At 42.7% G+C, this 24,216-nt stretch carries 19 protein-coding genes; 8 read left to right on the top strand and 11 right to left on the bottom strand.

What is annotated here, in order from left to right:
- Nucleotides 1-56: 56 nt before the first annotated feature.
- Genes FERRO_RS04790 through fdxA form a run of 3 tightly spaced genes read right to left on the bottom strand, consistent with a single transcriptional unit; the run spans nucleotide 57 to nucleotide 5,677 of the window.
- Nucleotides 57-2,696, bottom strand: a complete 2,640-nt coding sequence (locus FERRO_RS04790) for a UvrD-helicase domain-containing protein (RefSeq protein ID WP_056929693.1) — start codon at nucleotides 2,694-2,696, stop codon at nucleotides 57-59.
- Nucleotides 2,697-2,699: 3 nt separating this feature from the next.
- A complete protein-coding gene (locus tag FERRO_RS04785) occupies nucleotides 2,700-5,396 on the bottom strand; it encodes a PD-(D/E)XK nuclease family protein (RefSeq protein ID WP_152975699.1) in 2,697 nt (898 codons plus the stop codon).
- On the bottom strand, nucleotides 5,354-5,677 hold the full coding sequence (gene fdxA, locus FERRO_RS04780; protein WP_056929691.1) for a ferredoxin FdxA: 324 nt from the start codon (nucleotides 5,675-5,677) through the stop codon (nucleotides 5,354-5,356). The genes FERRO_RS04785 and fdxA overlap by 43 nt, the downstream gene beginning before the upstream one ends.
- A 270-nt stretch (nucleotides 5,678-5,947) precedes the next feature.
- Here fdxA and trxA point away from each other — a divergent pair, with 270 nt between their 5' ends.
- The 7 genes from trxA (at nucleotide 5,948) to FERRO_RS04745 (ending at nucleotide 14,766) form a co-directional block, all read left to right on the top strand.
- Nucleotides 5,948-6,274, top strand: coding sequence for a thioredoxin TrxA (gene trxA / locus FERRO_RS04775; RefSeq protein WP_056929690.1), 327 nt, complete (start codon nucleotides 5,948-5,950; stop codon nucleotides 6,272-6,274).
- 121 nt (nucleotides 6,275-6,395) lie between these two features.
- Complete coding sequence (gene rho / locus FERRO_RS04770) at nucleotides 6,396-7,655, top strand: transcription termination factor Rho (RefSeq protein ID WP_056929689.1); 1,260 nt, start codon at nucleotides 6,396-6,398, stop codon at nucleotides 7,653-7,655.
- 107 nt (nucleotides 7,656-7,762) lie between these two features.
- Complete coding sequence (gene rpmE, locus FERRO_RS04765) at nucleotides 7,763-7,969, top strand: 50S ribosomal protein L31 (protein WP_056929688.1); 207 nt, start codon at nucleotides 7,763-7,765, stop codon at nucleotides 7,967-7,969.
- Between the two features lie 61 nt (nucleotides 7,970-8,030).
- Nucleotides 8,031-9,689 carry an ArnT family glycosyltransferase gene (locus tag FERRO_RS04760; protein ID WP_056929687.1) on the top strand — a complete coding sequence of 553 codons (1,659 nt, stop codon included), beginning with the start codon at nucleotides 8,031-8,033 and terminating at the stop codon, nucleotides 9,687-9,689.
- Between the two features lie 5 nt (nucleotides 9,690-9,694).
- A complete protein-coding gene (gene hrpA, locus FERRO_RS04755; RefSeq protein WP_056929686.1) occupies nucleotides 9,695-13,411 on the top strand; it encodes an ATP-dependent RNA helicase HrpA in 3,717 nt (1,238 codons plus the stop codon).
- Between the two features lie 31 nt (nucleotides 13,412-13,442).
- A complete protein-coding gene (locus tag FERRO_RS04750; RefSeq protein WP_082601180.1) occupies nucleotides 13,443-13,886 on the top strand; it encodes an FKBP-type peptidyl-prolyl cis-trans isomerase in 444 nt (147 codons plus the stop codon).
- Between the two features lie 7 nt (nucleotides 13,887-13,893).
- Entirely contained in the window at nucleotides 13,894-14,766 is an 873-nt protein-coding gene (locus FERRO_RS04745; RefSeq protein ID WP_056929685.1) for an MBL fold metallo-hydrolase, read from the top strand.
- A gap of 355 nt (nucleotides 14,767-15,121) precedes the next feature.
- Here FERRO_RS04745 and FERRO_RS10175 read toward each other — a convergent pair whose 3' ends face one another.
- The 7 genes from FERRO_RS10175 to rpsU form a co-directional block, all read right to left on the bottom strand.
- Nucleotides 15,122-15,265: a hypothetical protein gene (locus tag FERRO_RS10175; RefSeq protein WP_160318102.1), complete on the bottom strand. Its 144-nt coding sequence runs from the start codon at nucleotides 15,263-15,265 to the stop codon at nucleotides 15,122-15,124.
- Nucleotides 15,266-15,497: 232 nt separating this feature from the next.
- A complete protein-coding gene (locus tag FERRO_RS04740; RefSeq protein WP_056929808.1) occupies nucleotides 15,498-16,547 on the bottom strand; it encodes a Fic family protein in 1,050 nt (349 codons plus the stop codon).
- A 123-nt stretch (nucleotides 16,548-16,670) separates the two neighbouring features.
- Nucleotides 16,671-17,033, bottom strand: a complete 363-nt coding sequence (locus tag FERRO_RS04735) for a phospholipase D-like domain-containing protein (protein WP_275044306.1) — start codon at nucleotides 17,031-17,033, stop codon at nucleotides 16,671-16,673.
- An 873-nt stretch (nucleotides 17,034-17,906) separates the two neighbouring features.
- Nucleotides 17,907-19,790: an RNA polymerase sigma factor RpoD gene (rpoD, locus tag FERRO_RS04730; RefSeq protein ID WP_056929684.1), complete on the bottom strand. Its 1,884-nt coding sequence runs from the start codon at nucleotides 19,788-19,790 to the stop codon at nucleotides 17,907-17,909.
- A 72-nt stretch (nucleotides 19,791-19,862) separates the two neighbouring features.
- Nucleotides 19,863-21,611, bottom strand: a complete 1,749-nt coding sequence (dnaG, locus tag FERRO_RS04725) for a DNA primase (RefSeq protein ID WP_056929683.1) — start codon at nucleotides 21,609-21,611, stop codon at nucleotides 19,863-19,865.
- A 22-nt stretch (nucleotides 21,612-21,633) separates the two neighbouring features.
- Nucleotides 21,634-22,086 (bottom strand): GatB/YqeY domain-containing protein, encoded by a 453-nt coding sequence (locus tag FERRO_RS04720; protein ID WP_082601199.1) that lies wholly within the window; start codon nucleotides 22,084-22,086, stop codon nucleotides 21,634-21,636.
- An 18-nt stretch (nucleotides 22,087-22,104) separates the two neighbouring features.
- Nucleotides 22,105-22,317 carry a 30S ribosomal protein S21 gene (gene rpsU, locus FERRO_RS04715; protein ID WP_056929681.1) on the bottom strand — a complete coding sequence of 71 codons (213 nt, stop codon included), beginning with the start codon at nucleotides 22,315-22,317 and terminating at the stop codon, nucleotides 22,105-22,107.
- A gap of 103 nt (nucleotides 22,318-22,420) precedes the next feature.
- Here rpsU and tsaD point away from each other — a divergent pair, with 103 nt between their 5' ends.
- Nucleotides 22,421-23,446, top strand: a complete 1,026-nt coding sequence (tsaD, locus tag FERRO_RS04710) for a tRNA (adenosine(37)-N6)-threonylcarbamoyltransferase complex transferase subunit TsaD (protein ID WP_056929680.1) — start codon at nucleotides 22,421-22,423, stop codon at nucleotides 23,444-23,446.
- A gap of 3 nt (nucleotides 23,447-23,449) precedes the next feature.
- On the opposite strand, the gene FERRO_RS04705 is transcribed toward tsaD, so the two are convergent.
- Nucleotides 23,450-24,214, bottom strand: coding sequence for a HesA/MoeB/ThiF family protein (locus tag FERRO_RS04705; protein WP_056929679.1), 765 nt, complete (start codon nucleotides 24,212-24,214; stop codon nucleotides 23,450-23,452).
- Between the last annotated feature and the right edge of the window lie 2 nt (nucleotides 24,215-24,216).

Below are 24,216 nucleotides of genomic sequence, written 5' to 3'. Positions count from 1 at the left end.
ACGATAAAGAAAAATGGTGAGAGAAAAGCCGGTGCTACTGCTCCGGCTTTTTTATTTCACAATAAAACATGCTCAACAGAAATTAAGTCAGGAAACTCTTGGCCAATCTCTACTAATGCCTTAATCCAAGGAGTTTGTTTTGCCTCAACTGCACCCACAATATATAACTCACTTTGCGCTCGAGTGAGTGCCACATAAAGAAGATTGTTCTCTTCTCTTTCCAGGAGTAGGGATTCTTGTTCAATATAAGCGAGTTGCTTTTTAGTCAGCATTTTCTTCTCTGGCATATAAACAAAATAATCTGGATAAGGCAACTCAGGGGACCAATTAACATGCCAGTAATTACTTTTACTTTTTGCTTGCCAACCATCATGATCAACCAACCATACCATGGGCGACTCAAGACCCTTAGCACCATGAATTGTCATCAATCGTACCGCATTAACTCCATCACTCCCAAGGGCTCCCTGATCTGGGGCCTGAGCTTCGTCCTCACGTAACTCCTCCATTTCTTGAAGAAAACGCACCAAGTTTGGATAGCGTCCACTATTCCAGGAAAGAGCAAATTCAATAAAAGTCTCAATATTAGCGCGTACTTGAAAAAAACGCTCGGCGGATAAGGTGGACTGATAGGCTAATAGCAGTTGGCTTTCATCAATAATAGTTTCTAAGAGGTCATGAACAGGCACTCTTTGAGAGAGATCTCGCCAGTGCTTAAGGAGTACAAACTCCTTAGTAAAAGTGGTCAACTCAGAGAGTTGATTCCACCAAGAATCCGTTATAGAGAATTGTAAAAAATCCTCATCTTTAAACCCAAAAATGGGAGACTTTAGAGTCTGCGCCAAGCTAATGTTATCGGCAGGATATACTAAGACTTTTAGTAACCTTAACAAATCCTCAATCTCTAAATAAAACAGTAATTGCCCCTTCTGCTGACTCACAAAAGGAATATTATGATCCCGAAAAGTCTCTTCAAAGACAAGCAGCGTCTGTCTTCTTCTGGCCAATATCAACACATCACCAAAGCTTAATAACTTGTTCCCATTAGCCGTAATAATTTCACGCTGCCCCACAGCATTTAATAGATTACGTGCCACTAAAAAAGCCTCTGAAGCGTTTCTATTTTCATCCTGACGAGCTTGTTTAAGTGGATGACGTAAAGCCACCTGCTCTACCAAGGGAGTCTGCTGTGCTGTATCAGGTGCATCCTCAAATAAGAAAAGTTTGGTTACGCCGTGGGTAGCATTAAATTTTGGTAAATGGTTAACATGTGGAAAGTCAGGTCTATTTTCAAACAAACGGTTAACCAAATTAATAATATTATGATGGCTTCTGTAGGACTGCGATAAGGTCAACTCTTGCGCCTTATATTGGGACAATAATAAGTGTCTTGCCTCCTCAAAAATACGACTGTCAGAGCGTCTAAATCGATAAATTGCTTGTTTAGGATCACCAACCAAAAAAAGCGTCAAATCAGACTCAGCTTCTTTAGCGTTAGAAAACCACTGTTTCAGAATATGCCATTGTAGAGGACTAGTATCCTGAAATTCGTCAATTAACACCTGCTGATAACGTGCATCCAATCTATAAAACCAATGGGGAGCCTCTACAGGATCACAGAGTAATTGATAAACCCACAAAGATATATCAGAAAAATCTGCTTCATTATGTACCGTCTTTAAACGCAGTAATTCTTGAATAAATTCATCAACACATTCATAAAGTCTGATATTTAATTCAGATACCAGTTGGTATCGATAGCCTTCCCGATACTTTTCCATCACGTCAATCCAATCATTAATCAACTCATTTTGTTGTGCAGCGTTTAAGCCATTAACCAATGTTTGACGAGGTGTTCCAAACCCCTCTTGGGTAAACGTCCATGATAAAAGAGCGGTGATTGTTGCTTGTTCTGCCACCATTTGAGAGAGAGCAAGACCCGCCTGGCGTAATGCATTACTGAGTTGTGAGAGTTGATGAGTGAGGGAAGTTAATAATGATATCAAGTATTGATCATAGAACCATTTATCCGGCTCGGATACATGATAGTGTGTATTATCTTCAGAAGTCCATAATTGTTGTGGCCGCAGATGACGGTTTAACAGTTGCCATTCAACACGATAATTGGCAGCATCAAATAAAATCCGTCTAATCGATTCAGTACCTTTTTCCTTAATAAGCTTTTCTAGGGAGGAGTTTTTGTTAAAGGCTAATTGGGTTAATATATTCACCCAGGCTTCATGGCGTAGAGCTAATCGATCTATTCCAGGATTGACGTCATATTGGATGTTTGATGATAAAGGAGCATGTCGAATGAGTGATAAAAACCATTCATCAAAGGTACATATACTGACTCCTGATTGCAGCATGAGTAATTGATACAAACCTCTTGCTTTGGGTACATAATGATTTATTTCACTCTCACCGATACCTCTTTCAATTAAAAAAGATTTTACCCATGATTCGTCCTCAAAGGCCAATTGACGACACCATTGTTGCAAACGATCCTGCATTTCTCCGGCAGCTTTTCTGGTGAAAGTGATGGCAAGTATTCGGTTGGGCGCAATGTTATCCATAAGTAAACGGATAATACGCGATACCAGCAACCAGGTTTTACCTGTGCCTGCACAGGCATCCACCATTACGGAGAATTGTGGATTCAATGCATGATAATTAAGTCTCGCTTGCTGGTTCATCAATTATTGCCAAAATTGTTTTCGACATAGCCCTTGATACTGACAGCGCTGACAGATTGTAGTCTCTGCATGAGCAGGCCAACCCATCCCATCTTGAGTATCTTGTAAAATAGTAAACCAACGATCAATAATCTGCTGACTGAGTTCCCCTAGATGATTGACTGTCACCTCTTTTACCGGGTCGTCTTCTAAGAAAACATAGCTTGCATTCACTTCATATTCATCCATTAATTGAGCATATAAGGGAAGTTGTATCTCCTCTCCAAGCTCTATATCTTTTTTGGAAATCTGCTTGCTGTTTTTTAATTTGTAATCCAGTATTTCAACCAAGAGAGTATCCTCTTTCATCCGTGCATCCCATCTATCTATACTGCCAGCAACTTCCGTTGACTGATGATCCTTCGTTTTGATTTTTTTAAACCACTGCTCACTGCCTTGAATTTTCCAATGTTCTAATTCACGTTTTTCAAACCATTGTGATACTGCGGGGATAAGTGAATTCCAATAGACTAACCAAGCACGCCAGTAAGGATCCTGCTCTAGGACTCGTTGCCAAAGTTTATCGGTATTCTCTTGAATAGATTGTAACCATGAGTATTGTGATTGACGGCGTTTAGTTTCTACAGACAGACTTAAGATTTGATGAACCAATTGACCAAATTCAGCTTTGGTTACCTCTTCTTTAACTGGGAATGATTTTTTCAATCCTAACACATCATATATAAAAGACTGATAGGGACAGTTCAGAATTCTTTGATAAAAAGAAGCGGTGAGAGTTTTCGGTAGCCTTTGAGGAGGAATCACTACACTGGGTCGCTCTATCGTCTTGAAATAGGGTGTAGTATGTTGAGCAGTATTACATAGCATTAACGACTCATGATACATGGATAAATGTGTATTCTCTAAGATATCTAACATGGGTGATAGAGTGGTTTTTATCCCCCCATTTTCTGTACGATACATCACTATTATCGAATCAGAATGATCAAATAGTTCAAGTAGATCAAGTATCGCTTGATGAATAAAATTCTCCCTTATCGGCAACTGAAAAAGAGATCTTACTGCATCACTAAACAGTATATTGTTAGGGATATAGGGTAATTGACTATTGTCTGCACCCAGTACTAAGGTGGCTTTGGAGGGAATATATAAACATTGGGATAATTGCGTGAACACCACTTGAGCTTGCTGGCTATCTGGCTGATAGTGATTCATTTCAAGAATTCTCTCTAACCATTTGAACCACTCATTAAAAGTATATGATCCCTGTTGATGCTGTTGATTAGCCGCCAACTGCTGTAATAAATCCATCAACTGTCGCCCGGCATGATCTTGCTGGATGGCTTCCAACATTAACCAGAGTTCCAGTAATTCAAACAGCTTATGGATCCAATCACTCAGGCTAGCTTGGGTCTGTTGAAACAAGGACAAGCCTCTCAAAAGAATGGCTTTCACCTGTTCCTCACCTAATACTTGCCCAATCTCTTCATCTAAAGATCTTTGATTTAACCATTTATTCAACTGTGAGAGATGAGCAAATTGACCAATGGTGTTTTTTAATTGTTCGAGCAATACATCTCTCTCAGGCTCTGCCAAGGCAGACAAAAACCAAGGTAAGTGAAATAGCTCGAACAATCCTTGTCGAGTAATACCTTGTTGAATCAGACTTAAACAAACATGAACTCCAGCCACCACTGTTGTGGTACTCAACACCCAACCAGTACCGTCTTCAACACTAATCCCCTTAGATGATAAACAGGCTTGTAATCTTCTGGCGGCTTGCCGATCCTGAGCAACAACCATAATGGGTATCTGTTGGCTGGCTATTTTCTCCGCTATCCAGTTAAGGGCGTATTGAACCTCCTCTTCAAAATGATTGTATGCGGCTATTTTGATACGACCGGTAATGGGACTCAGCCTAAACCGAGCTTCGTAACGATGAATCCATTCAACCAAGTTAAGAGGTTGTTCAGGCATCCACAAGTGATACAACCACTCTCTAAAATCTGATGGTGAAGTATTTATGATTGGGATTCTTTTAACAGGCTTTTGCTGAGAGAGCTCTTCAATACAGTATTTTTCAGAGGGATAATGAAGACTTGCCTCCATCACTATAATAGCGTCTTCACCGATAAACTGAGGTAATCGCTGAAGACGCTCTATATAAGCCATAGCGACTGATAAACACTCATGAGAGCTGTGAAGTAATTGCCAAAGGGTATAAACCACCTTCGCTTCAAAAACCAAAGGTTGAGATAGGGCTGACTGATAAGCACTGGCAAGGATTTGCACCAAGGACTTCTCATCGTGTGGCCATACTATACCGTGCAAGCTGAGCTCATCCATGAGTTTCACCGCTTCTTCAGCAAAATTCCAACGGTAGCGGGCATTAAACCATTGATGTTCATTTAAAGCGTCATAGATCAACTGCTGACGCTCAAACTCTCCCATGATTCGCGCTTTTAACGGAACCCTCTCAGCGAGTATAGAAAATGTGGTGATATGAGCGCGAGGGGCAAGGGTTGCAATCAATGGACCTAATTGAGAGATGAGTTTTGCATGGGGGACAATAATAAGAATCCCCTTTCCACTCGGGTAATCCTTGATGAGATGCTGTACTTCATGGACCATTTCCTGAAGGGCCCATGACTGTCGCTCTACTTCTCCAGAAACTCGCGTTTTTCCTTCACGTCTTTCCACTCATCGGCATCCTCTAAAGGGTCTTTACGCTCAATAATAGGCTTCCAAACTTTCGCCAGATCTGCGTTGATTGCAATAAAGGCCCGTTGATTTTCAGGTACGTCATCTTCAGCATAAATAGCTTCTACCGGACATTCCGCGACACATAAGGTGCAATCAATACATTCATCTGGATCAATAACTAAAAAGTTAGGTCCCTCACGAAAACAATCTACCGGACATACATCCACACAATCTGTATATTTACAACGTATACAAGACTCGGTTACCACATAAGTCATGGCACTACTCTCCTAGCCAATAAATCGTTTATTTTAACAGGGCTAAAATGGATTCCACAAATACCCAAATCGAATTAATTAAGACCCAATATGTCTATTAAATTTATAATTATTCCAGGCGCAACACATTAGAGACTTTATTATAATAGTGGATCTATTATACATTTTTAACTACTATGCGCTTAGTTTGAATTGAGTTAAAATACATGTAATCTAAAAAATGCCTTATTCATCTAACGTAATTCCGTTACTTATTTTCAGAGGAAAATCATGAGTGAATCCATAATACATATTAGCGATCGTTCATTTGATGCTGACGTACTACAAGCCAATACTCCTGTTCTGCTAGACTTTTGGGCTGAATGGTGTGGTCCCTGTAAATTAATCGCACCAATACTTGAAGATATTGCCAAAGACTACTCCGGTCGTTTGAAAATAGCCAAATTAAATGTTGATGATAACCCCGAGACCTCAAGAAAATTCGGTATCCGCGGCATCCCTACCCTTCTACTATTCAAAAATGGTAACGTAGAAGCCACCAAAGTTGGAGCGCTATCTAAATCACAACTAAGTGCTTTTATTGACAGTCACTTGTAAAAAGCGTAGATTTTGTTGCACAGTTTGTGAAAACTGTGCAACTTAATTAATCTTAAAATCTTAACCCATTAATTCTTAAAAAATTTTCCCAACCTAACACTTCTCTATTCTTGGTCATTCTATGCATTTATCTGATCTAAAAACCCTACATGTCACCGAACTAGTCGAAATGGCTATTAAAAATGAAATTGAAGGAGCCAATCGATTACGTAAGCAAGAATTGATATTTGCTTTATTAAAGAACCAAGCCAAGAAAGGTGAAAGTATTTATGGTGAAGGAACCTTAGAAGTTTTACAGGATGGTTTTGGGTTTCTTCGGTCTCCTGAGACTTCTTATTTGGCGAGTCCCGATGATATCTATATTTCCCCCTCTCAAATCAGACGGTTTAACTTACATACCGGGGACAGTATTGAGGGTGAAATTAGAATACCTAAGGAAGGAGAACGTTACTTCGCTCTAGTTAAAGTTGATTTAGTGAACGGTGAGGCTCCAGAAAACTCAAAAAACAAAATCCTCTTTGAAAACTTAACCCCTCTTTTTCCAACTGAACCTCTTACCCTTGAACGTGATATAAAAGCTGAAGAAAATATCACTGGACGTGTCATCGATATCGTGGCTCCCATCGGGAAAGGTCAGCGTGGATTATTGGTAGCCAGTCCTAAAAGCGGAAAAACAGTCATGTTGCAACATATTGCACATTCTATTTCCTCCAATAACCCTGATGCTCATTTAATTGTTTTGTTGATTGATGAACGACCAGAAGAAGTAACTGAAATGCAACGCTCAGTGAGGGGCGAAGTGGTGTCCTCTACCTTTGATGAACCGGCCACCCGTCATGTGCAAGTGGCTGAGATGGTGATTGAAAAAGCAAAACGTTTGGTGGAGCATAAACGTGATGTAGTGATTCTATTAGATTCAATCACAAGACTTGCGCGGGCCTACAACACTGTCATCCCCTCATCGGGCAAGGTGTTAACCGGTGGTGTTGATGCGAACGCATTACAGCGTCCAAAACGTTTCTTTGGGGCGGCAAGAAATGTTGAGGAAGGGGGATCACTCACTATTATTGCTACTGCATTGGTCGATACCGGTTCTCGGATGGACGATGTGATCTACGAAGAATTCAAAGGTACTGGTAATATGGAAATTCACCTCGATCGACGAATGGCGGAGAAAAGAATTTATCCTGCTATTAATGTTAACCGGTCGGGAACCAGACGAGAGGAAATGTTACTGAAGCCAGAGGTTCTTCAAAAAATCTGGGTATTACGAAAATTACTTTATCCAATGGACGAAATTGAGGCGTTGGAATTCCTACTGGATAAAATCAAAGCCACTAAAAACAATGCTGATTTCTTTGATTCCATGCGCAGAGGCTAAATCTGCCGTAGTTTAGTATTGCTCTTTTATTGCCAAAAGGCTTAATTTAAGTCATAATAATGGGCTTAGTGTCGTATACCCCGACATATTTGTTTAGGATAAAGATTATGAAACCTGAAATTCACCCAAATTATCAAGATGTGACCGTTACTTGTAGTTGCGGAAACTCTTTTGTTACCAAATCAACCCTTGGTAAACCCAACTTATCTGTGGAAGTCTGTTCCGCTTGTCATCCGTTTTACACTGGTAAACAAAAAATTGTTGATACAGCTGGTCGTGTTGAAAAATTCCGTCAGAAATACGCCCGTAAATAATTATTTATTTTAGCCGTTTAAGGCAGCAGCTGTGCTGCCTTAAGTTTTAACTGGAGACCACGTGTTTTCACTCTTCTCCAATAAAAAGTCCTTGAGTTTTGATGGGGAATTCACCCTAGGCAAAACTGTCCTTTTCTTACTTATTTGCTGTGCTTGGCTAATCCCCGGCTTAACAGGCCACTCTCCTTGGAAATATGACGAAGCGGTCAGTCAAGGCATTATTTATCATCTCAATCATGGCGGTCACTGGTTATATCCAACTTTAGGTGGCGAGCCTTATTTTAATACCCCTCCCTTTTATTTCTGGGTTGCCGCCCTCACGCAACGCCTCTTTAGTCCTTGGCTAAACCCAGCGGATGCAGCAAGACTCTCGAGTGGGCTCTTTATGGCGCTAACTTTTGTTATTACCGCCCTCGGAGCCTATACTTTATTTGGTTCGCGAGCTATACGCGCCAGCGTTATTCTATTGATGGGCTCTGTCGGGCTTTTATTGAGAGCCCATGAGATGAGCTCTCATCTGTCATGGATCACCGGCATGGCCATGGTCTTTGTGGCCATTCCTTGGTCAAGAAACCAATCCCTGTGGGCTGGATTACTAGCAGGAACCGGTTTAGGCATTGCTTTCCTATCGATTGGCCCCTTAGCAGCGGGATTATTATTACCCCTAATTCTGTTAAGTCCCCTGGCTATCAGACCAGTCATGCCAAAAAGACCGCTCATTTATATCCTGGCTATTGTTCTCAGCTTAGCCCCCTTTCTTATAATTTGGCCCTATGCCCTGCATTTACATCATCCTAATGAGTTTCATCAGTGGTGGATGCGTCTCGCAGATCCTTTCCTTCATCCAAGCCAATGGTTTATTTTAACCACCACTCCTTTGTACTACTTGATTGTTAGTATTTGGTTTGCCTTTCCAGCAGCACCATTGTCCTTAGGTGTTCTTTGGTATGGTGGTAGAGCTCTACGCTCAAGACCCTCCGTACGCTACGTGATGCTTTGCTTGTTATGGTTCTACTTTGTATTAGGCTTTTGTACCCAACCCAATGAGTTTTATACCCTATCACTACTTGTCCCCTTGTCCATTCTTGCTGGTGGAAATATAGATCTGTTAAAAAGAGGCACTGCCCACGCCTTAGATTGGTTTGGGATGATTACTTTTGGACTCATTACTCTTTTATTATGGCTAGGGTGGGTTGCACAGTTATTAAATTTCCCAGCAAGTATTGTTAACTTTTTGGATACAACATTACCCGGTTTTCGTGAACAATTTCATTTCCTACCCTTTGTATTTGCTTTGTTCATCAGTGGATTATGGATTGTCACGATCATGCGCTCACACCAGAATGCCCGGCGTGCACTCATTAATTGGTCAGTGGGGCTTACTGTATCTTGGTTATTGTTGATGTCGCTGTGGTTACCCTTTATTGACCGTGCAAGAGGTTATGAGAGTGTTATGACCTCACTATCTAACAATCTTATACACCATCCTGGCTGCATAGCGAGTCTTGGCCTTGGTGAACCACAACGTGGATTATTGGAATATTATTTACATCTCCATACCCAACGCCTTGAAATAAATCCCTCATCAACTTGTCCTCTGTTGTTATTACAAGACAACCCACGCCATCGCATTTACCGCATTGGGGAAGGCACTTTATTATGGAGTGGCTCACGTCCTGGTGATCAAAAAGAGCGACTATATCTTTACACCAAGCCCTAATTACCATGCAAAAACCCGTCTTAAATCCTGAGTTTGACGGCTCATTGCCCATTCATGATCATCTGGATGAAATTCGTCTTTTAATTACTCAGCATCAAACACTTATTCTGTGTGGTGAAACAGGATCTGGTAAAACCACACAAATCCCTAAAATATGTCTCAGTTTGGGTTTTGGACAACATAAAATGATTGGTTGTACCCAACCCAGGCGTCTTGCTGCCAGATCAGTCGCGCAACGGCTGGCGCAAGAACTAAAAACTGAGGTAGGTCATGGCGTTGGCACTAAAATCCGCTTTCAAGACCGAGTCAATCCAACAGCAAGTGCCATCAAAGTGATGACAGACGGTATTTTATTGGCCGAAATAAACCGAGATCCTCGGCTAACAGCTTATGATGTCATCATCATTGATGAAGCCCATGAAAGAAGTTTAAACATTGATTTTTTACTGGGTTATCTTAAACAAATACTTCCTTCCCGCCCAGACTTAAAACTGATTATTACCTCAGCTACCATTGAAACGGAAAAGTTTTCTAATTTTTTCCACGGTGCTCCTATTATTGAAGTAAGTGGTCGCACTTACCCTGTTGATATTCGGTATCGTCCAGTGCAATTAGAACAAGAGGATAATGAGGACATAGAGAACGGCAGTACAAAGAGTCATCTGCTACAGGTTATAGATGATTTAATGAAAGAAACACATCAAGGTGATGTGTTGGTCTTTCTGCCGGGAGAGCGGGATATCAGAGATGTTCTCGATTCTTTAAGAAGACAGCAACCTGCCCACACAGAAATCATCCCCCTATTTGCTCGCCTCTCGCAACAAGAACAAGACAAAATCTTTAGTTCTAGCCCATATCGCAGGATTGTTTTATCCACTAACGTAGCAGAAACCTCACTCACGGTTCCTGGAATTCGTTTTGTTGTGGACAGTGGTTTGGTCAGAGTAAAGCGTTTTAGTCAACGTAACAAAATCGATCAATTACTCATTGAAAAGAACTCACAAGCCTCAGCCAAGCAGCGAGCGGGGCGTTCCGGTAGGACTGCTCCTGGGATTTGTATACGCCTATATAGTGAGGAGGATTTTAATAGCCGTCCAGCCTTTACAACCCCTGAGTTATTAAGAAGCTCATTGGCTGGAGTCATATTAAAAATGATCCACTTAAAGTTAGGCTCTATTGAAGACTTTCCTTTTATAGATCCTCCCTCACCAAAAGCCATTCAAAGTGGAAGGTTAGAATTATTGGAGCTTAGCGCTATCGATGGTAATCAGAACTTGACACCCATTGGTCAGAAAATAGCAAAGATTCCCTTAGATCCTCATTTATCACGCATGTTAATTGCGGCCCAAGAATATCAGTGTGTCACGGAAGTACTGATCATTACCTCCTTTTTAAGTATCCAAGACCCACGGGAGCGCCCCTTTGAATTGAGAGTACAAGCGGACCAACAACATAAACAGTTTGCCCATCCGCAATCTGACTTTATGTCCATCATCAACTTATGGCATGCCTATCTTAAGGAATTAAATGGAAGCAAAAAACACCAACTACGCTGGTGTCATAAACATTTCTTGAACTTTAAGAGAGTTCGTGAATGGCATGATTTACATCATCAATTAAAACAATCTATTGAAGCGCTTGGAATAACCCCTAATCAAAAGGAAACAACTTATGATTCACTACACAACGCACTACTTAGCGGATTAATTAGTCAAATTGGTAACTATCATCAAGACAGTGAAAGTTATCTGGGCGTACGTGGTTTAAAATTTAAAATCAATAAATCTTCATCCTTAGCATTGAAAAAACCCAAATGGATCATGGCTTCAGAAATCATTGATACGGGCATATTGCAGGCACGAACCGTCTGTCAGATTCAAAGTCATTGGATAGAAAAATTTGCTAAGGGTTTAATGCACTATACCCTCTCACCTGGCGAATGGGATCCCATTCAAGGTCAGGCGATAGCCTATGAAAATGGCACACTCTATGGGTTGACCGTTATTCAACGACGCAAAGTATCATTGGACCAACGTGATAGAGATCAGGCCTATTCTTTACTACTGCGACATTTATGTGTGTTACAAGAATATAGTGGAAAGATACCTAACTTTGTCTCACAAAACCATCACACCATTGAGAGCGTTGCGCTGCTAGAACATAAGACCCGACGTCAAGATGTTCTGATTGATGAGGAGGCTATCGTTGAATTATATCGGCACTACATTCCCTCGTTCATCACCAAAGCTCAAGAGTTAACAAATTGGTATCAGAAATTATCGTCACAGGAAAAAGAGACCCTTTTATTTACCCCAGAGCAATTAAAAAAACACAGTAGTGAAAATGCAACTCTTGTACTCTATCCCGATTCATTACATATTCATGGTAATGATTACCCTCTACTCTATCGCTTCGATCCAGGCCATCCATTAGATGGCGTTACCCTAAGAATTCCTCTGCCTCTACTGGGTTCGCTGAATGAGAGCGATATTGAATGGCTCGTACCTGGCCTTATCCGTGAAAAAATTCAACTATTAATTAAAGGATTGCCTCCATCCATTAGACGAGTACTGGTTCCAGTGCCTCATTGTATTACTCTTTTTTTAAGTCGGTTTTCAGAAAAAGATGGTTCATTATTAACCTGTTTACAAACATTTATTGCCGAGGTTTACCATCAGAGTATTTCACCGGAAAGTTGGCCTACGTTACCCAAACATCTTTTAATGAATTTGCAAGTTGTCACTGATTCCAATGAGGAAATCGCCCAATCACGATCCTTAAGCCAACTAAAACAACACTTAAGTCCCTTAATAGAAGAAGAAATACAACAACTAGATAACCCTCTTTTACACTTACCAGAGATTACCAGTTGGAACTTTGGTGAACTGCCTGAGGAAATTATTGTAAACAAAAAGGGGATTCGAATTATCCTATACCCCGCCTTAGTCAATGAAGAGGGCCATCTTTTTATTAGAGCAATGGACACTCCTCTTGAGGTACAAATCAAAACACAATCAGGAATTACCCGCCTAGTTGAAATTCAACTAAAGAGTTGGCTGAACCCTATAGAGAAAAATCTGACTCACTCAACAGAGTTGGCATTACTTCTCTGCAAGCTGTCTCCTCCCCCTCATCAACAAGTGGAGGGTTGGTTAAAAAAACAATGGTTACATCTTTTATTGAAAGAGCTCGTTAATTCTTTTTCAGGAAAAATTAATAACGAGTCCTCTTTTAGTCAGCTTTGCTTACATATACGATCTCAATTAAGCACTCTGATCAAACTGTTAAACGATAAACACCGCTTACTGTGCGAACTATTAAAACAATTTTTTACACAGCAAGAGAAATTAAAAAAGGCCGCTTACCCTGACTCCTATCGTGACATAATTGATCATCTGAATAGGTTACTGAATTGGTCTCTTTACTTGGATATTTCTTTGCAAGAGTATCTGTTGCGACCCAGGTATGTAGAAGGATTATTAAAACGTGTGGAACGTTGTATTTTGGATCCTCGCCAAGACCAAGATAAAATGAAACAAACCATAACCTTTACTACAAGACTCAAAGAATATCGTCATAAAAAAGGGAACTCCGAACCAAGTCAACAGTTTATGAAAATGCTGGAAGAGTTTTATCTATCATTGTATGCTCAACCCATGAAAACCCTCTATCCAATTTCTGTACAAAGGCTGGAAAAATTTTGGTCAGAACAGCTAAAATAACCATGGTAATATTCATTGTTCAGGAGAAGTTATGAAACAACTCATGTATTTTTTATTGGTATCACTGTCTTCTTTTTTTATCGCAAATAACAGTTTTTCAGCATCTACGGAGAAAACCACCATGACACTAGATGGATTAACCATCATTGACCATTTAATCGGTACAGGCGCCACAGCTAAATCAGGACAACAAGTATCAGTGCACTATACAGGCTGGTTATACGATGCCAACGCAAAGGACCATAAGGGACAGAAATTTGATAGTTCCGTGGACCGTAATCAACCTTTCCAATTTATATTAGGTGCGGGTCAGGTCATCAAGGGCTGGGATGAGGGCGTTGCGGGCATGAAAGTGGGTGGCAAACGAACTCTTATTATTCCCTCACACTTAGGTTATGGCAGTCGCGGTGCAGGGGGCGTGATCCCTCCTAACGCTAAGCTTATGTTTGATGTAGAACTGTTAGAAGTCAACTGAGTAGCCAATGGATAACCACGTCGTTAAATCATTTTTTGATCCAGGGACGTGGACTTATTCTTACGTGGTATATTCCTCACGTGATCTGCATTGTGTCATCATTGATCCGGTGCTTAACTTTCAACAAGAGTCAGGGCATATTACTTACGAGTCTGCGGATGAATTATTAAACTTTATTCGTTCTGAGAGGCTGGTTGTAGACTATATTCTTGAAACCCATGCTCATGCAGATCACCTTAGTGCAGGTCATTACATCCAAGAAGAAACAACTGCTCCCATCGCTATTGGCGAAAAAATCACTGAAGTTCAAAAAGTATTTAAATCTATTTTTAATTTTAGTCATGATTTTCCAACTGATGGGTCAGACTTTAACTATCTATTGAAAGATAAAGATGTTCTCAATTTTGGTGAATTGTCCTTAGAAGTTTTGTCTGTTCCGGGTCATACTCCAGCTTGTATGGCTTATAAAATCGGCGACACTATTTTTGTAGGGGATACTTTATTTATGCCAGACGTGGGCACCGCCCGCTGTGATTTTCCGGGTGGTGATGCAAAACAATTATATCATTCAGTACAAAAAATACTGTCATATCCCGATGACACTTTATTATATTTGTGCCATGATTATCCTCCACCAAACAGACAGACCCTTCAACACAAATCTACAGTTAAAGAACAAAAAGAAAAAAATATCCACCTTCACAGTGGCGTCAGCGAAACAGAGTTTGTGACTATTCGAAATAATCGTGACAAAACTCTAACCTTACCCAAACTCATCTTCCCTGCCATTCAATTGAATATTCGTGCGGGTAAAATACCTACCCCAGAGAGTAACGGAGTAAGTTATCTTAAAATCCCCTTAATGAATTCAAGATGTTGACCTCCTTTCCTGCCAAAGACTGGACCGTCCAGCCTTAGAACTAACCGCAACAGATGTGGACCACTTCGTCTACAAGCTTGGTCCCGCGATGAAGCCGGCAAAGCCCCTCGGGGCAGGCGGCCCAACGACTCATCAAACCGAGCGCGCGCGTCTGGTGCGCGACATCCTCGTGGGCAAGCAACCAAAAATGCTGAACATCAATTGGCTGAAGAATCATGAATTGTCGCGAAACTGAGCGGAACAACGAAAGGTGTTTGGCAATTTCAATATGTAGTTGCTGTTTTAACGGGTACTGGTGTGCAAGCTTAACTCACAACCACAGCCCTACAACCCCCATAAACGCGATGGTGCAACCTTAGTTTAACCAAAGGTCAAAGGTAGAAAAGAGAGGAATGCGACAGGCGCAGGCGGAATTCACCAGCAGTTGCCAAGGTAAAATACCACCTTGATACGTCACCGCCGTTACTGGGGCTTCAGGGGATACAAAAAATAAAAGCACTAGGCTGGCTTATTATATTGGTGGTGGGACGCAACCCCGTGTCAATTTAAGTTGTCCCAACGCCTGCGAGCTATTGCGGGCCGCTGCGAAAACCTACCAAAACCCCTTAACCCCTTATTCGGCAAGCATCTTAACAAGAAAATCGCCGGTTGTTTCGTTGCCGGTAGAGTGGATGCGGACGCGGGTTCAATTGCGGAGATCAGAATTGAACCCGCCTCCTAGACTGAGTGTTTCAGCGAAGCTCGTACCAGACACCCCGTCCGCTACCGTGCTGGTTCAAGTGTCCGCGTTCAATCAACGTGCGGAAATGTTGCTTGAGTGTATTGCGGCTTGCACCGGTCAGTTTAATTGCTTCGCCAATCGTGACGCGACCATGCTCGCGGGCAAACTCGACGATTTGCAGTGAAAGTTCCGGCAAGGTGGCCAGCACCAGTTTTTCGCGCTCCACCTTCTTTTCCAGTCGCTTGACCTGCTCGGTCAGCGAACGTAGGAAAAACACCAGCCATGGTTGCCAGTTCGGGGCATCGCTGCGAATCGTCCCTTGGGTTTGACGTAGTGACAGATAGTAGGCTTCCTTGCTTTGCTCGATGACGCTCTCCAGTGAACTATAGGGCGCGTAGGTATAGCCTGATTGCAATAGCAACAGGGTTGTGAGCACGCGCGAAAGGCGACCGTTGCCGTCTTGAAACGGGTGAATTTCCAGAAATACGACGACCCACACCGCAATGATGAGTAACGGATGCAGGTATTTTGAATCGCGTTCTTCCTGCACCCATGTCACCAATTCGTTCATCAAACGTGGCGTGTCAAAAGGTGAAGCTGTCTGAAACACGATCCCAAGCTGTGTGCCGTTTTCATCAAAGGCGGCGACGCTATTGGATGTGGTCTTGTAGTTGCCGCGATGCCATACATCCTTCTCGCTGTAAACGAGAAGATTCTGGTGCAACTGCTTAATATAGTTTTCGGTGAATGTGATGTCTTTCCACGACGAAAAAACTAGCTCCATGACCTCTGCGTAGCCTGCCACCTCTTGTTCGTCACGACTGGTGAAGTTTTTGATCTGCAGGTTGGACAGCAATCGCTCGACCTCGCGGTCGGACAATTTACTGCCCTCAATCCGGGTTGACGAGCCGATACTTTCGATAGTGGCAACGCGGCGCAGGGCAGACAGCCTGTCGGGGGAGAGCGTCCCCAAGGCACGCCAAGCCCCCTTGAATTCATCAATTCTAGCGATCAGTGACAGAATGTCCGGGGTGATATGGATTGTGTCGGTTTTAATCATGGAACCAATGATACACCCAATTACACCCATTTCAAGTGCGCTATCCAAAAACACACCCATTTACATCCAAAAGATCAGAGCATGTTCAGTGGCGGCTAAATGCTTCATTGGATCAGGGAAAACTCAGACTGGCGAGATCACTTTTGTGTCGATCAAGGAACACAGATGCTGGTCGAGTAATTGGGGGATACGTCCTCCGGAGATGAGGAGCACCCCAGCTTCCATATTTTTCTCCATTGCATGCCCCGTCAGATTCGCGCCCGTGATGAAACACACTACGCCATCTGCAATAGCAACCTTTGCATACATCCGACCATCAATAAATAGTTCGGTCTTGTCTTGCCACGCAAAGAGTTGTGCTGGTGGAACCAATGTTCTCATCTTTCCGATTATGTCGATGTTGATGCTTCCGCCGTGACCCATTGAGGACTCTAAGAGCATAGAGATGCTGACACCTCGGTTGCTGGCCTCATTGAGAGCTTTTATAATGCCCTAGATGATCAACCTAACCTTGCTACCTCCGTAGATAATTATGGCGATTTTGGATGATACGCTGCCAGACGATGCGATCCTATTCGATATGGCGGTTGATTCACCGTTGGTATGGGTGGCTCACAGCATGGCAAATGAATAGATTGCTTACCCATTTTCCCTTCAAACCGATTATCCGAGTCTGCGCGTAATTCTCTGAAAATAAAGGAGGTAATTTTTGACCTTTGCGGACTTCGACTTGGAGGGCTTGAGAGAGTCGCCGGAGAATATCCCTCCATGGAGAGAGAATAGCCGCAGAGATTGAGGGCAGTGGTGAGATGAGAAGTCCGCAACCTATTGGAAATTAAGCCACAGTGCGCGGGGTTTGTGGAAAAAGAAAAGGACTCAGAGAATGTCTGAGTCCTTAGTTTTGGTGGGCCGTCAGGGACTTGAACCCCGGACCAAAGGATTATGCTTACTACTACAGCTTTCACTGCCTGTTTCCAGTTTGTAGTCTGGACTGTCTCTTGTCTTTACGACCTACCCGTACAGTCTCTACACCTTCCTCTTAATGCTAAGAGGCTTGGCTCGGGATTACCACGCTTTACAGCACAGGCTTCCCCGAATTTGAGTAGTTCTACATGCCAGCAGAGCTAACTTACTCACATGCAACCCATTCACTGTCGACCATAGCGTGCGCTTTAGGTCGACCGTACTTAAGTCCTCTGCTCTAACCAACTGAGCTAACGGCCCATATAACTTGTTTATTATACAACATTGCCAGCAATCATCAAAAACAAAGTGCTGATTTGATGAGTTTTGACTTCATCACGATCGGGAATTTTAACTGTTATGATCCTCTCACCAGTTTTTTATCTTGCTACCCGATTAACTTTCATTATTATCGATGAAACTTCTTAATCTTTCCGAGCGTGACGGATGTCGCAGTTTTCTCAGAGCTTTGGCTTCAATCTGACGGATCCGCTCACGGGTGACGTCAAACTGTTTCCCCACCTCCTCTAAGGTATGATCTGTATTCATCTCAATACCAAAACGCATTCTTAACACTTTAGCTTCACGCTGCGTTAATGAATCTAAAACATCTTTAGTGGCCTCTCTCAGACTGGCATAAAGAGCTGAATCAGAAGGCGCTAAGGTTGCTGTATCCTCAATAAAATCACCCAAATGGGAGTCATCATCATCGCCAATAGGAGTTTCCATCGAAATAGGTTCTTTAGAAATCTTAAGGATTTTTCTGATTTTGTCCTCAGGCATTTCCATTTTTTGCGCTAGCTCCGCTGGATCTGGTTCAATACCTGTTTCCTGCAGAATTTGACGAGAGATTCTATTCATCTTATTGATAGTTTCAATCATATGCACAGGAATACGAATGGTTCTAGCTTGATCCGCAATGGATCGAGTAATAGCCTGGCGAATCCACCAAGTGGCATAAGTTGAGAATTTATAACCTCGTCGGTATTCAAACTTATCCACTGCTTTCATTAAACCAATGTTTCCTTCTTGAATAAGATCCAAGAACTGTAAACCGCGGTTGGTGTATTTTTTTGCAATAGAAATCACTAAACGCAAGTTAGCTTCAATCATTTCGCGTTTAGCCCGACGAGCACGTGCCTCACCTGTGGACATTTGACGAGCGATTTCTTTCAAATCCTTAATAGGTAAACCAACATCTCTCTGTATAGCTAATAAGTTCTCTTGCTGTTCAACAACATTATGTTTCAACCTAGTTAATGCTGTGCTATAAGCCTTACGCCCTGAAGCCTCATCCGTTATCCACTTAGTATTGATTTCATTACCAGGGAAAGATTTGATGAAGTGATTACGGGGCATACCAGACATATCCACACACAACTTCATAATTTCTTTTTCGTGTTGACGAACGCGTTCCACCAAATGACGCAATCCATTAGCAAGGCTTTCAACTTGTTTGGCTGTAAAGCGAATACCCATCAACTCTTGCGAAATACTTTCTTGCAAATCTTTATAGGCTCTACTACGTGTCCCTTTTTCAGCCAAGGCTTTTTTCATGCGCTTACTAAGACGACGAATGGAGGCAAAACGCGCTAAGGCATCAGCCTTAAGTTGCTCGAGATTGGCGTTACTAATGGCACCACCTTCACCATCCTCACCTTCTTCTTCAATGTCTAACTCTTCTTCGCTAGACATCATTTGCGCTTCAAGTTCTTCCTCTTCGCCGTTGGGGTCCACTAGACCATCTATAACCTCATCAACTCTTAGTTCATCTCGCTCAACTTTGTCAGCGAGTTCCAATACCTGATCAATGGTGGAGGGACAAGAAGAAATGGCCTGAATCATGTGCTTCAAGCCATCTTCAATACGTTTAGCAATTTCAATTTCACCTTCTCGAGTAAGAAGGTCAACAGTACCCATCTCACGCATATACATACGCACAGGGTCAGTGGTTCTGCCAAACTCAGAGTCGACGGAAGATAAAGCCGCTTCCGCCTCTTCCACGATATCCTCATCAGCGACCGCTGGAGGAGCATCAGACATCAATAGCTGTTCACTGTCAGGGGCCTCGTCATAGACGGCAATACCCATGTCATTAATCATCCCGATAACAGACTCGATCTGTTCAGCATCTAGCATGTCATCAGGTAAATGATCATTAATCTCTGCGTAAGTGAGAAATCCACGCTCTTTACCTAGTACCACTAAATTTTTTAGGCGTGTCCTTTGTTCTTCCAGATCAGTTTGGCGGGATTCGGACTTAGAGTTATCGTTTGCCATAATCAGTGACACCCCTTTTTATAGTTAAAATCAAATAAAGAAAGCTTTAAATTATACCACACATAGGGGTAACTAACCTTTCTTTTTAAGCGATAAAAGTCTTTGCAATTCAACAAGTTCCAACTCACTCAAGGACCTCTCTCGTGAAAATTTCATCAGTTCTTGAACCCTCGTTGCAACATAAGCATCCTCAAGACGTAATAAGCCATCTTGGTAAAATCCATCTAGTTCCTCTTGAGGCGTATGCTCGAGGGCGATCCATTCGCGTCTAATGGCTTTCTCTACTAATACAAACTGGTCATGGCCACGCAATAATTCAAGTAGCCCTTGAGGAGAAATGGTGCCACTTTGTTCACGTAATAAATTTACCACCGTCATCAGTGCCTCTTCATCCTGCCCTTTGAGGGTATGTCCTGGGTAACCGCAACGCTCAAGTAAGCTCGGATCAATGATCAGTGCCACCATCATTCGCGCAGCAAGACTCATCGGTTGATCGCGCCGTTGCACCAAAGGAGATCTGGTAGCGGTAGGCACTGCTTTCACTTCACCTACCACGCTTTTAACTAAATCTATGGACACACCAAGTTGCTTAGCCACTGCTTCACGAAGTAACATCGACATAGCAGGAGCCTTGATTTGCTCTAGATAGGTTTTGGCTTGTGTTAGCACCTTAGCGCGGCCTTCCATAGTAGCTATGTCCGCGTCCTCACGAATAACCTCAAAGAAATACTCTGAAAAAGGAAGTGCCTCTTCAATTTTTCTTTCAAAAGCCTCTTTACCATTAACCCGAATAAAACTATCAGGATCTTCCCCCTCTGGTAAAAACAGAAAAGTGAACTCTTTCCCGTCTTGCAACAAAGGAAGCCCCACCTCAAATGCTCTTTTTGCAGCTCTTCTGCCCGCCTTATCTCCGTCAAAAGAGAAGACAATACGTCGCGCGAGTCTCATCAACTTTTGCAAGTGGGTTGCCGTGGTAGCTGTACCCAGTGTTGCCACAGCATAATGCACGCCCCATTGGGACAGCGCCACAACATCCATATAACCTTCGACAACAATTACTTGGGAGCGTTCGCGGATGGCCTCTTTGGCCTGCGATAGGCCATATAATTCGTGACCCTTCTCAAAAATAGCTGTTTCCGGAGAGTTCAGGTACTTAGGTTCATCCTGTTTGATAACTCGTCCACCAAACCCAATCACTTGCCCTTTGGCATTGAGGATAGGAAACATAATACGGCCACGAAAACGGTCATAGCGCTTGCCTTCGTCGGCTTGAACGACCAACCCCGAATCCACCCATGAGTTATCACTATAAACAGGAGACAAACCCTCAAGATTACGCCACTGATTAGGAGCAAAACCTAGGCCAAAACGAGCCGCCACTTCACCTGACAAACCTCTATTTTTTAGATATTCAATGGCCTCTGCTGAGAGCTTGAGCTGCTCACGATAATAGAGCATAGCAGTGTGACATCGATCATACAGTGAAGTGAATTGATCTTGCTCTTTTGTCTGCTGAAATTCATGTGCTTGACTTTGCGGGACTTCAAGACCCACTTGAGAGGCGAGCTCTTCAATAGTTTCCACAAAGTCTGCACCGGTATACTCCATCACAAAACTAATGGCCGTGCCAGTGGCGCCACAGCCAAAACAATAATAAAACTGTTTTACAGGACTAACTGAAAAAGAGGGACTTTTTTCTTGATGGAAGGGGCAGCGAGCAACATAGTTACTACCAGCCTTTTTTAATGGAATATAGCGTTCAATCGTGTCTACAATATCGACTCTGGATAGCAAAGTCTGGATGAAATCGCGCGGAATCACCCGTCTCTCCTAGTGTTGATAATTAATGTGTGCCAAGTACTTGTTTAACAAGTTGGGATATTTTAGCCATGTCAGCGCGCCCACTCACTGTAGGTCGAAGGATAGCCATGACCTTTCCCATATCAGACATCACACTGGCTTGAGATTCGGCCACTGCCTGTTTGACGAGATCATTAATTTCAGTTTCAGTTAAGGGCGCTGGAAGATATTTTTCAAGAACAGTGACTTCAAAGGCTTCTTGTTCCACCAAATCCATACGATTGGCTTTGGTATATTGATCTATCGAATCACGACGTTGCTTAAGCATTTTTTCCAAAATAGAGAGAACTGCCACATCATCCACATCAACTCTCTCATCAACTTCTTTTTGCTTGATTGCCGCCAAGAGCAAACGCAGGGCCCCAAGTCTCTCACTGTCTCGAGCGCGCATTGCACTCTTCATGTCTTCAGTGATTTGATTTTTAAGCCCTGCCATGGACATTATTCAACCAATCTAAAACAACTTTGGGGGTAACATTTGACTGCGTAAACGCTTATAACGTCGTTTTACTGCAGCGGCTAGCTTACGTTTACGCTCAGCAGTGGGTTTTTCATAAAACTCACGAGCACGTAATTCGGTTAACAGGCCTGTTTTTTCAACTGCACGCTTGAAGCGACGCATGGCTACATCAAAGGGTTCGTTCTCTTTAACACGAATGTTTGGCATTCAATCCTCGGAAAAGTAATCATTAAAAACTCTAATTTTAACATTAAAACTCGAGTTTTGTCACTACACAGGTTAGAATCTTCATTTTATCTCGATTTTTAGCATGGTTAGAGTACTTGGCATTGAAACTTCCTGTGATGAAACTGGTATTGCTATTTATGATAGCCATCTCGGTTTGATGGCTGACCATCTTCACTCACAGATCAAATTACACAATGAATATGGGGGTGTGGTACCAGAACTCGCTTCACGCGATCACATTCGACGGATCTCCCCTCTCATTAAAGATACTTTGCAAACGGCCAATTGTGCTTTGTCTGATCTATCAGCAATCGCCTACACAGCGGGACCTGGACTGGCCGGAGCTCTATTAGTGGGCGCCTCCGTGGCTGAAGCCCTCGCCTTTGCATTAGATATTCCAGCCCTTCCCATTCATCATTTAGAGGGGCATCTGTTATCCCCTTGTCTTAGCACTACACCCCCTCAATTTCCTTTTGTAGCCTTACTTGTTTCAGGAGGTCACAGCCAGTTCATGAGAGTGGATTCTCCAGGGCGTTATGAGTTATTAGGAGAGAGCGTGGATGATGCTGCTGGTGAGGCATTTGACAAAACAGCCAAACTTTTGGGACTTCCTTACCCTGGTGGTCCGCATATTGCAAAACTCGCTACCTTGGGCAATGACCAGCGGTTTAACTTTCCCCGACCAATGATACACAGCGGTGATTTAATGATGAGTTTTAGTGGGCTTAAAACCGCCGTATCCCTAGTGGTGGCACAACATACAGAAAAAGATTACGCGGATATCGCCGCCTCCTTTGAAGCAGCCATTGTAGACACCCTATGCTCTAAGGCGGCAAAAGCCCTTGAAAAAACTCAATTAAAACAGTTGGTAATTGCAGGAGGGGTTGGTGCCAATCTAAAACTCAGGGAGCGCCTCGGCACCACCATCAGAGGGCTTGGTGGTGAGGTATTTTATCCGCCCCTGCATTTATGTACAGACAATGGCGCGATGATTGCCTTTGCCGGCGCTCAAAAAATACTGCTTCAACAAAAACCACCTATTAACCACAGTTTTTCAATTTATCCACGCTGGGATCTACAAGCCTACTCTGACCTCTACCGCACCTAAGAGCTAGGTTGATTTGACACACACCTTACAATTTTTATCCTGTCGATAGTGCATTGTCTGTGTATCACAATTTAGAGCATTAAATAGCACAAGGCGACCCACCAAGCTCTGTCCGACTCCGGCTAACAGTTTTAAAGTCTCAATAGCCTGCGCACTCCCAATCATCCCTACTAATGGTGATAAAACTCCCATGGTAGCGCAGGCTTCATCTTGACTGTGATTGTTATCAGGAAACAAACATTCATAACAAGGATTCTCTCCATCCCGCGCATCGAACACAGTTAACTGTCCATCAAATCGAATAGCTGCTCCGCAGACTAAGGGGATTTTATATTGAACACATAAACGATTAACGAGGTGTCGAGTGGTGAAGTTATCTGAACAATCGAGTACCACATCTACAGATGGCAAAACCATTGCACCCAAACTTGCCGTGAAGCGTTCTGCATAAACCTTAACAATCACAGCAGGGTTAATTCTTTGAATTGCCTGTTGGCAGGCTATCGCTTTATTTTCTTGAATATCTTGTGTGGAAAAGGCAACTTGTCTTTGTAAGTTAGTGAGGTCAACTTTATCATCATCCACAAGACTGATTTCGCCCACCCCACTCGCCCCAAGATAGAGCGCCGCAATGGAACCTAATCCTCCCACCCCGACAATCAGAATTTTCGAATTCCTGATTCGCTTAACCCCTTCCACATCCACTTCATTGAGAAGAATGTGACGAGAATAACGCAGTAAATCCTCGTCACCGAGTACTTCATTCATTT

The sequence above is a fragment of the Ferrovum sp. JA12 genome, assembly GCF_001431705.1.
GTDB lineage: Bacteria > Pseudomonadota > Gammaproteobacteria > Burkholderiales > Ferrovaceae > PN-J185.
The sequence above is the reverse complement of the archived record's forward strand: the minus strand, read 5'-3'. Positions and strand labels throughout refer to the sequence as shown.

What these genes read in the sequence shown, in the direction of transcription:
- trxA (WP_056929690.1), top strand. Translation starts at nt 5,948, where the DNA reads ATGAGTGAATCCATAATACATATTAGCGATCGTTCATTTGATGCTGAC.
- rpoD (WP_056929684.1), bottom strand. Translation starts at nt 19,790, where the DNA reads ATGGCAAACGATAACTCTAAGTCCGAATCCCGCCAAACTGATCTGGAA.
- FERRO_RS04750 (WP_082601180.1), top strand. Translation starts at nt 13,443, where the DNA reads ATGAAACAACTCATGTATTTTTTATTGGTATCACTGTCTTCTTTTTTT.
- FERRO_RS04705 (WP_056929679.1), bottom strand. Translation starts at nt 24,214, where the DNA reads ATGAATGAAGTACTCGGTGACGAGGATTTACTGCGTTATTCTCGTCAC.
- FERRO_RS04740 (WP_056929808.1), bottom strand. Translation starts at nt 16,547, where the DNA reads ATGATTAAAACCGACACAATCCATATCACCCCGGACATTCTGTCACTG.
- FERRO_RS04745 (WP_056929685.1), top strand. Translation starts at nt 13,894, where the DNA reads ATGGATAACCACGTCGTTAAATCATTTTTTGATCCAGGGACGTGGACT.
- rpmE (WP_056929688.1), top strand. Translation starts at nt 7,763, where the DNA reads ATGAAACCTGAAATTCACCCAAATTATCAAGATGTGACCGTTACTTGT.
- hrpA (WP_056929686.1), top strand. Translation starts at nt 9,695, where the DNA reads ATGCAAAAACCCGTCTTAAATCCTGAGTTTGACGGCTCATTGCCCATT.
- fdxA (WP_056929691.1), bottom strand. Translation starts at nt 5,677, where the DNA reads ATGACTTATGTGGTAACCGAGTCTTGTATACGTTGTAAATATACAGAT.
- FERRO_RS04720 (WP_082601199.1), bottom strand. Translation starts at nt 22,086, where the DNA reads ATGGCAGGGCTTAAAAATCAAATCACTGAAGACATGAAGAGTGCAATG.
- tsaD (WP_056929680.1), top strand. Translation starts at nt 22,421, where the DNA reads ATGGTTAGAGTACTTGGCATTGAAACTTCCTGTGATGAAACTGGTATT.
- rho (WP_056929689.1), top strand. Translation starts at nt 6,396, where the DNA reads ATGCATTTATCTGATCTAAAAACCCTACATGTCACCGAACTAGTCGAA.
- rpsU (WP_056929681.1), bottom strand. Translation starts at nt 22,317, where the DNA reads ATGCCAAACATTCGTGTTAAAGAGAACGAACCCTTTGATGTAGCCATG.
- FERRO_RS04790 (WP_056929693.1), bottom strand. Translation starts at nt 2,696, where the DNA reads ATGAACCAGCAAGCGAGACTTAATTATCATGCATTGAATCCACAATTC.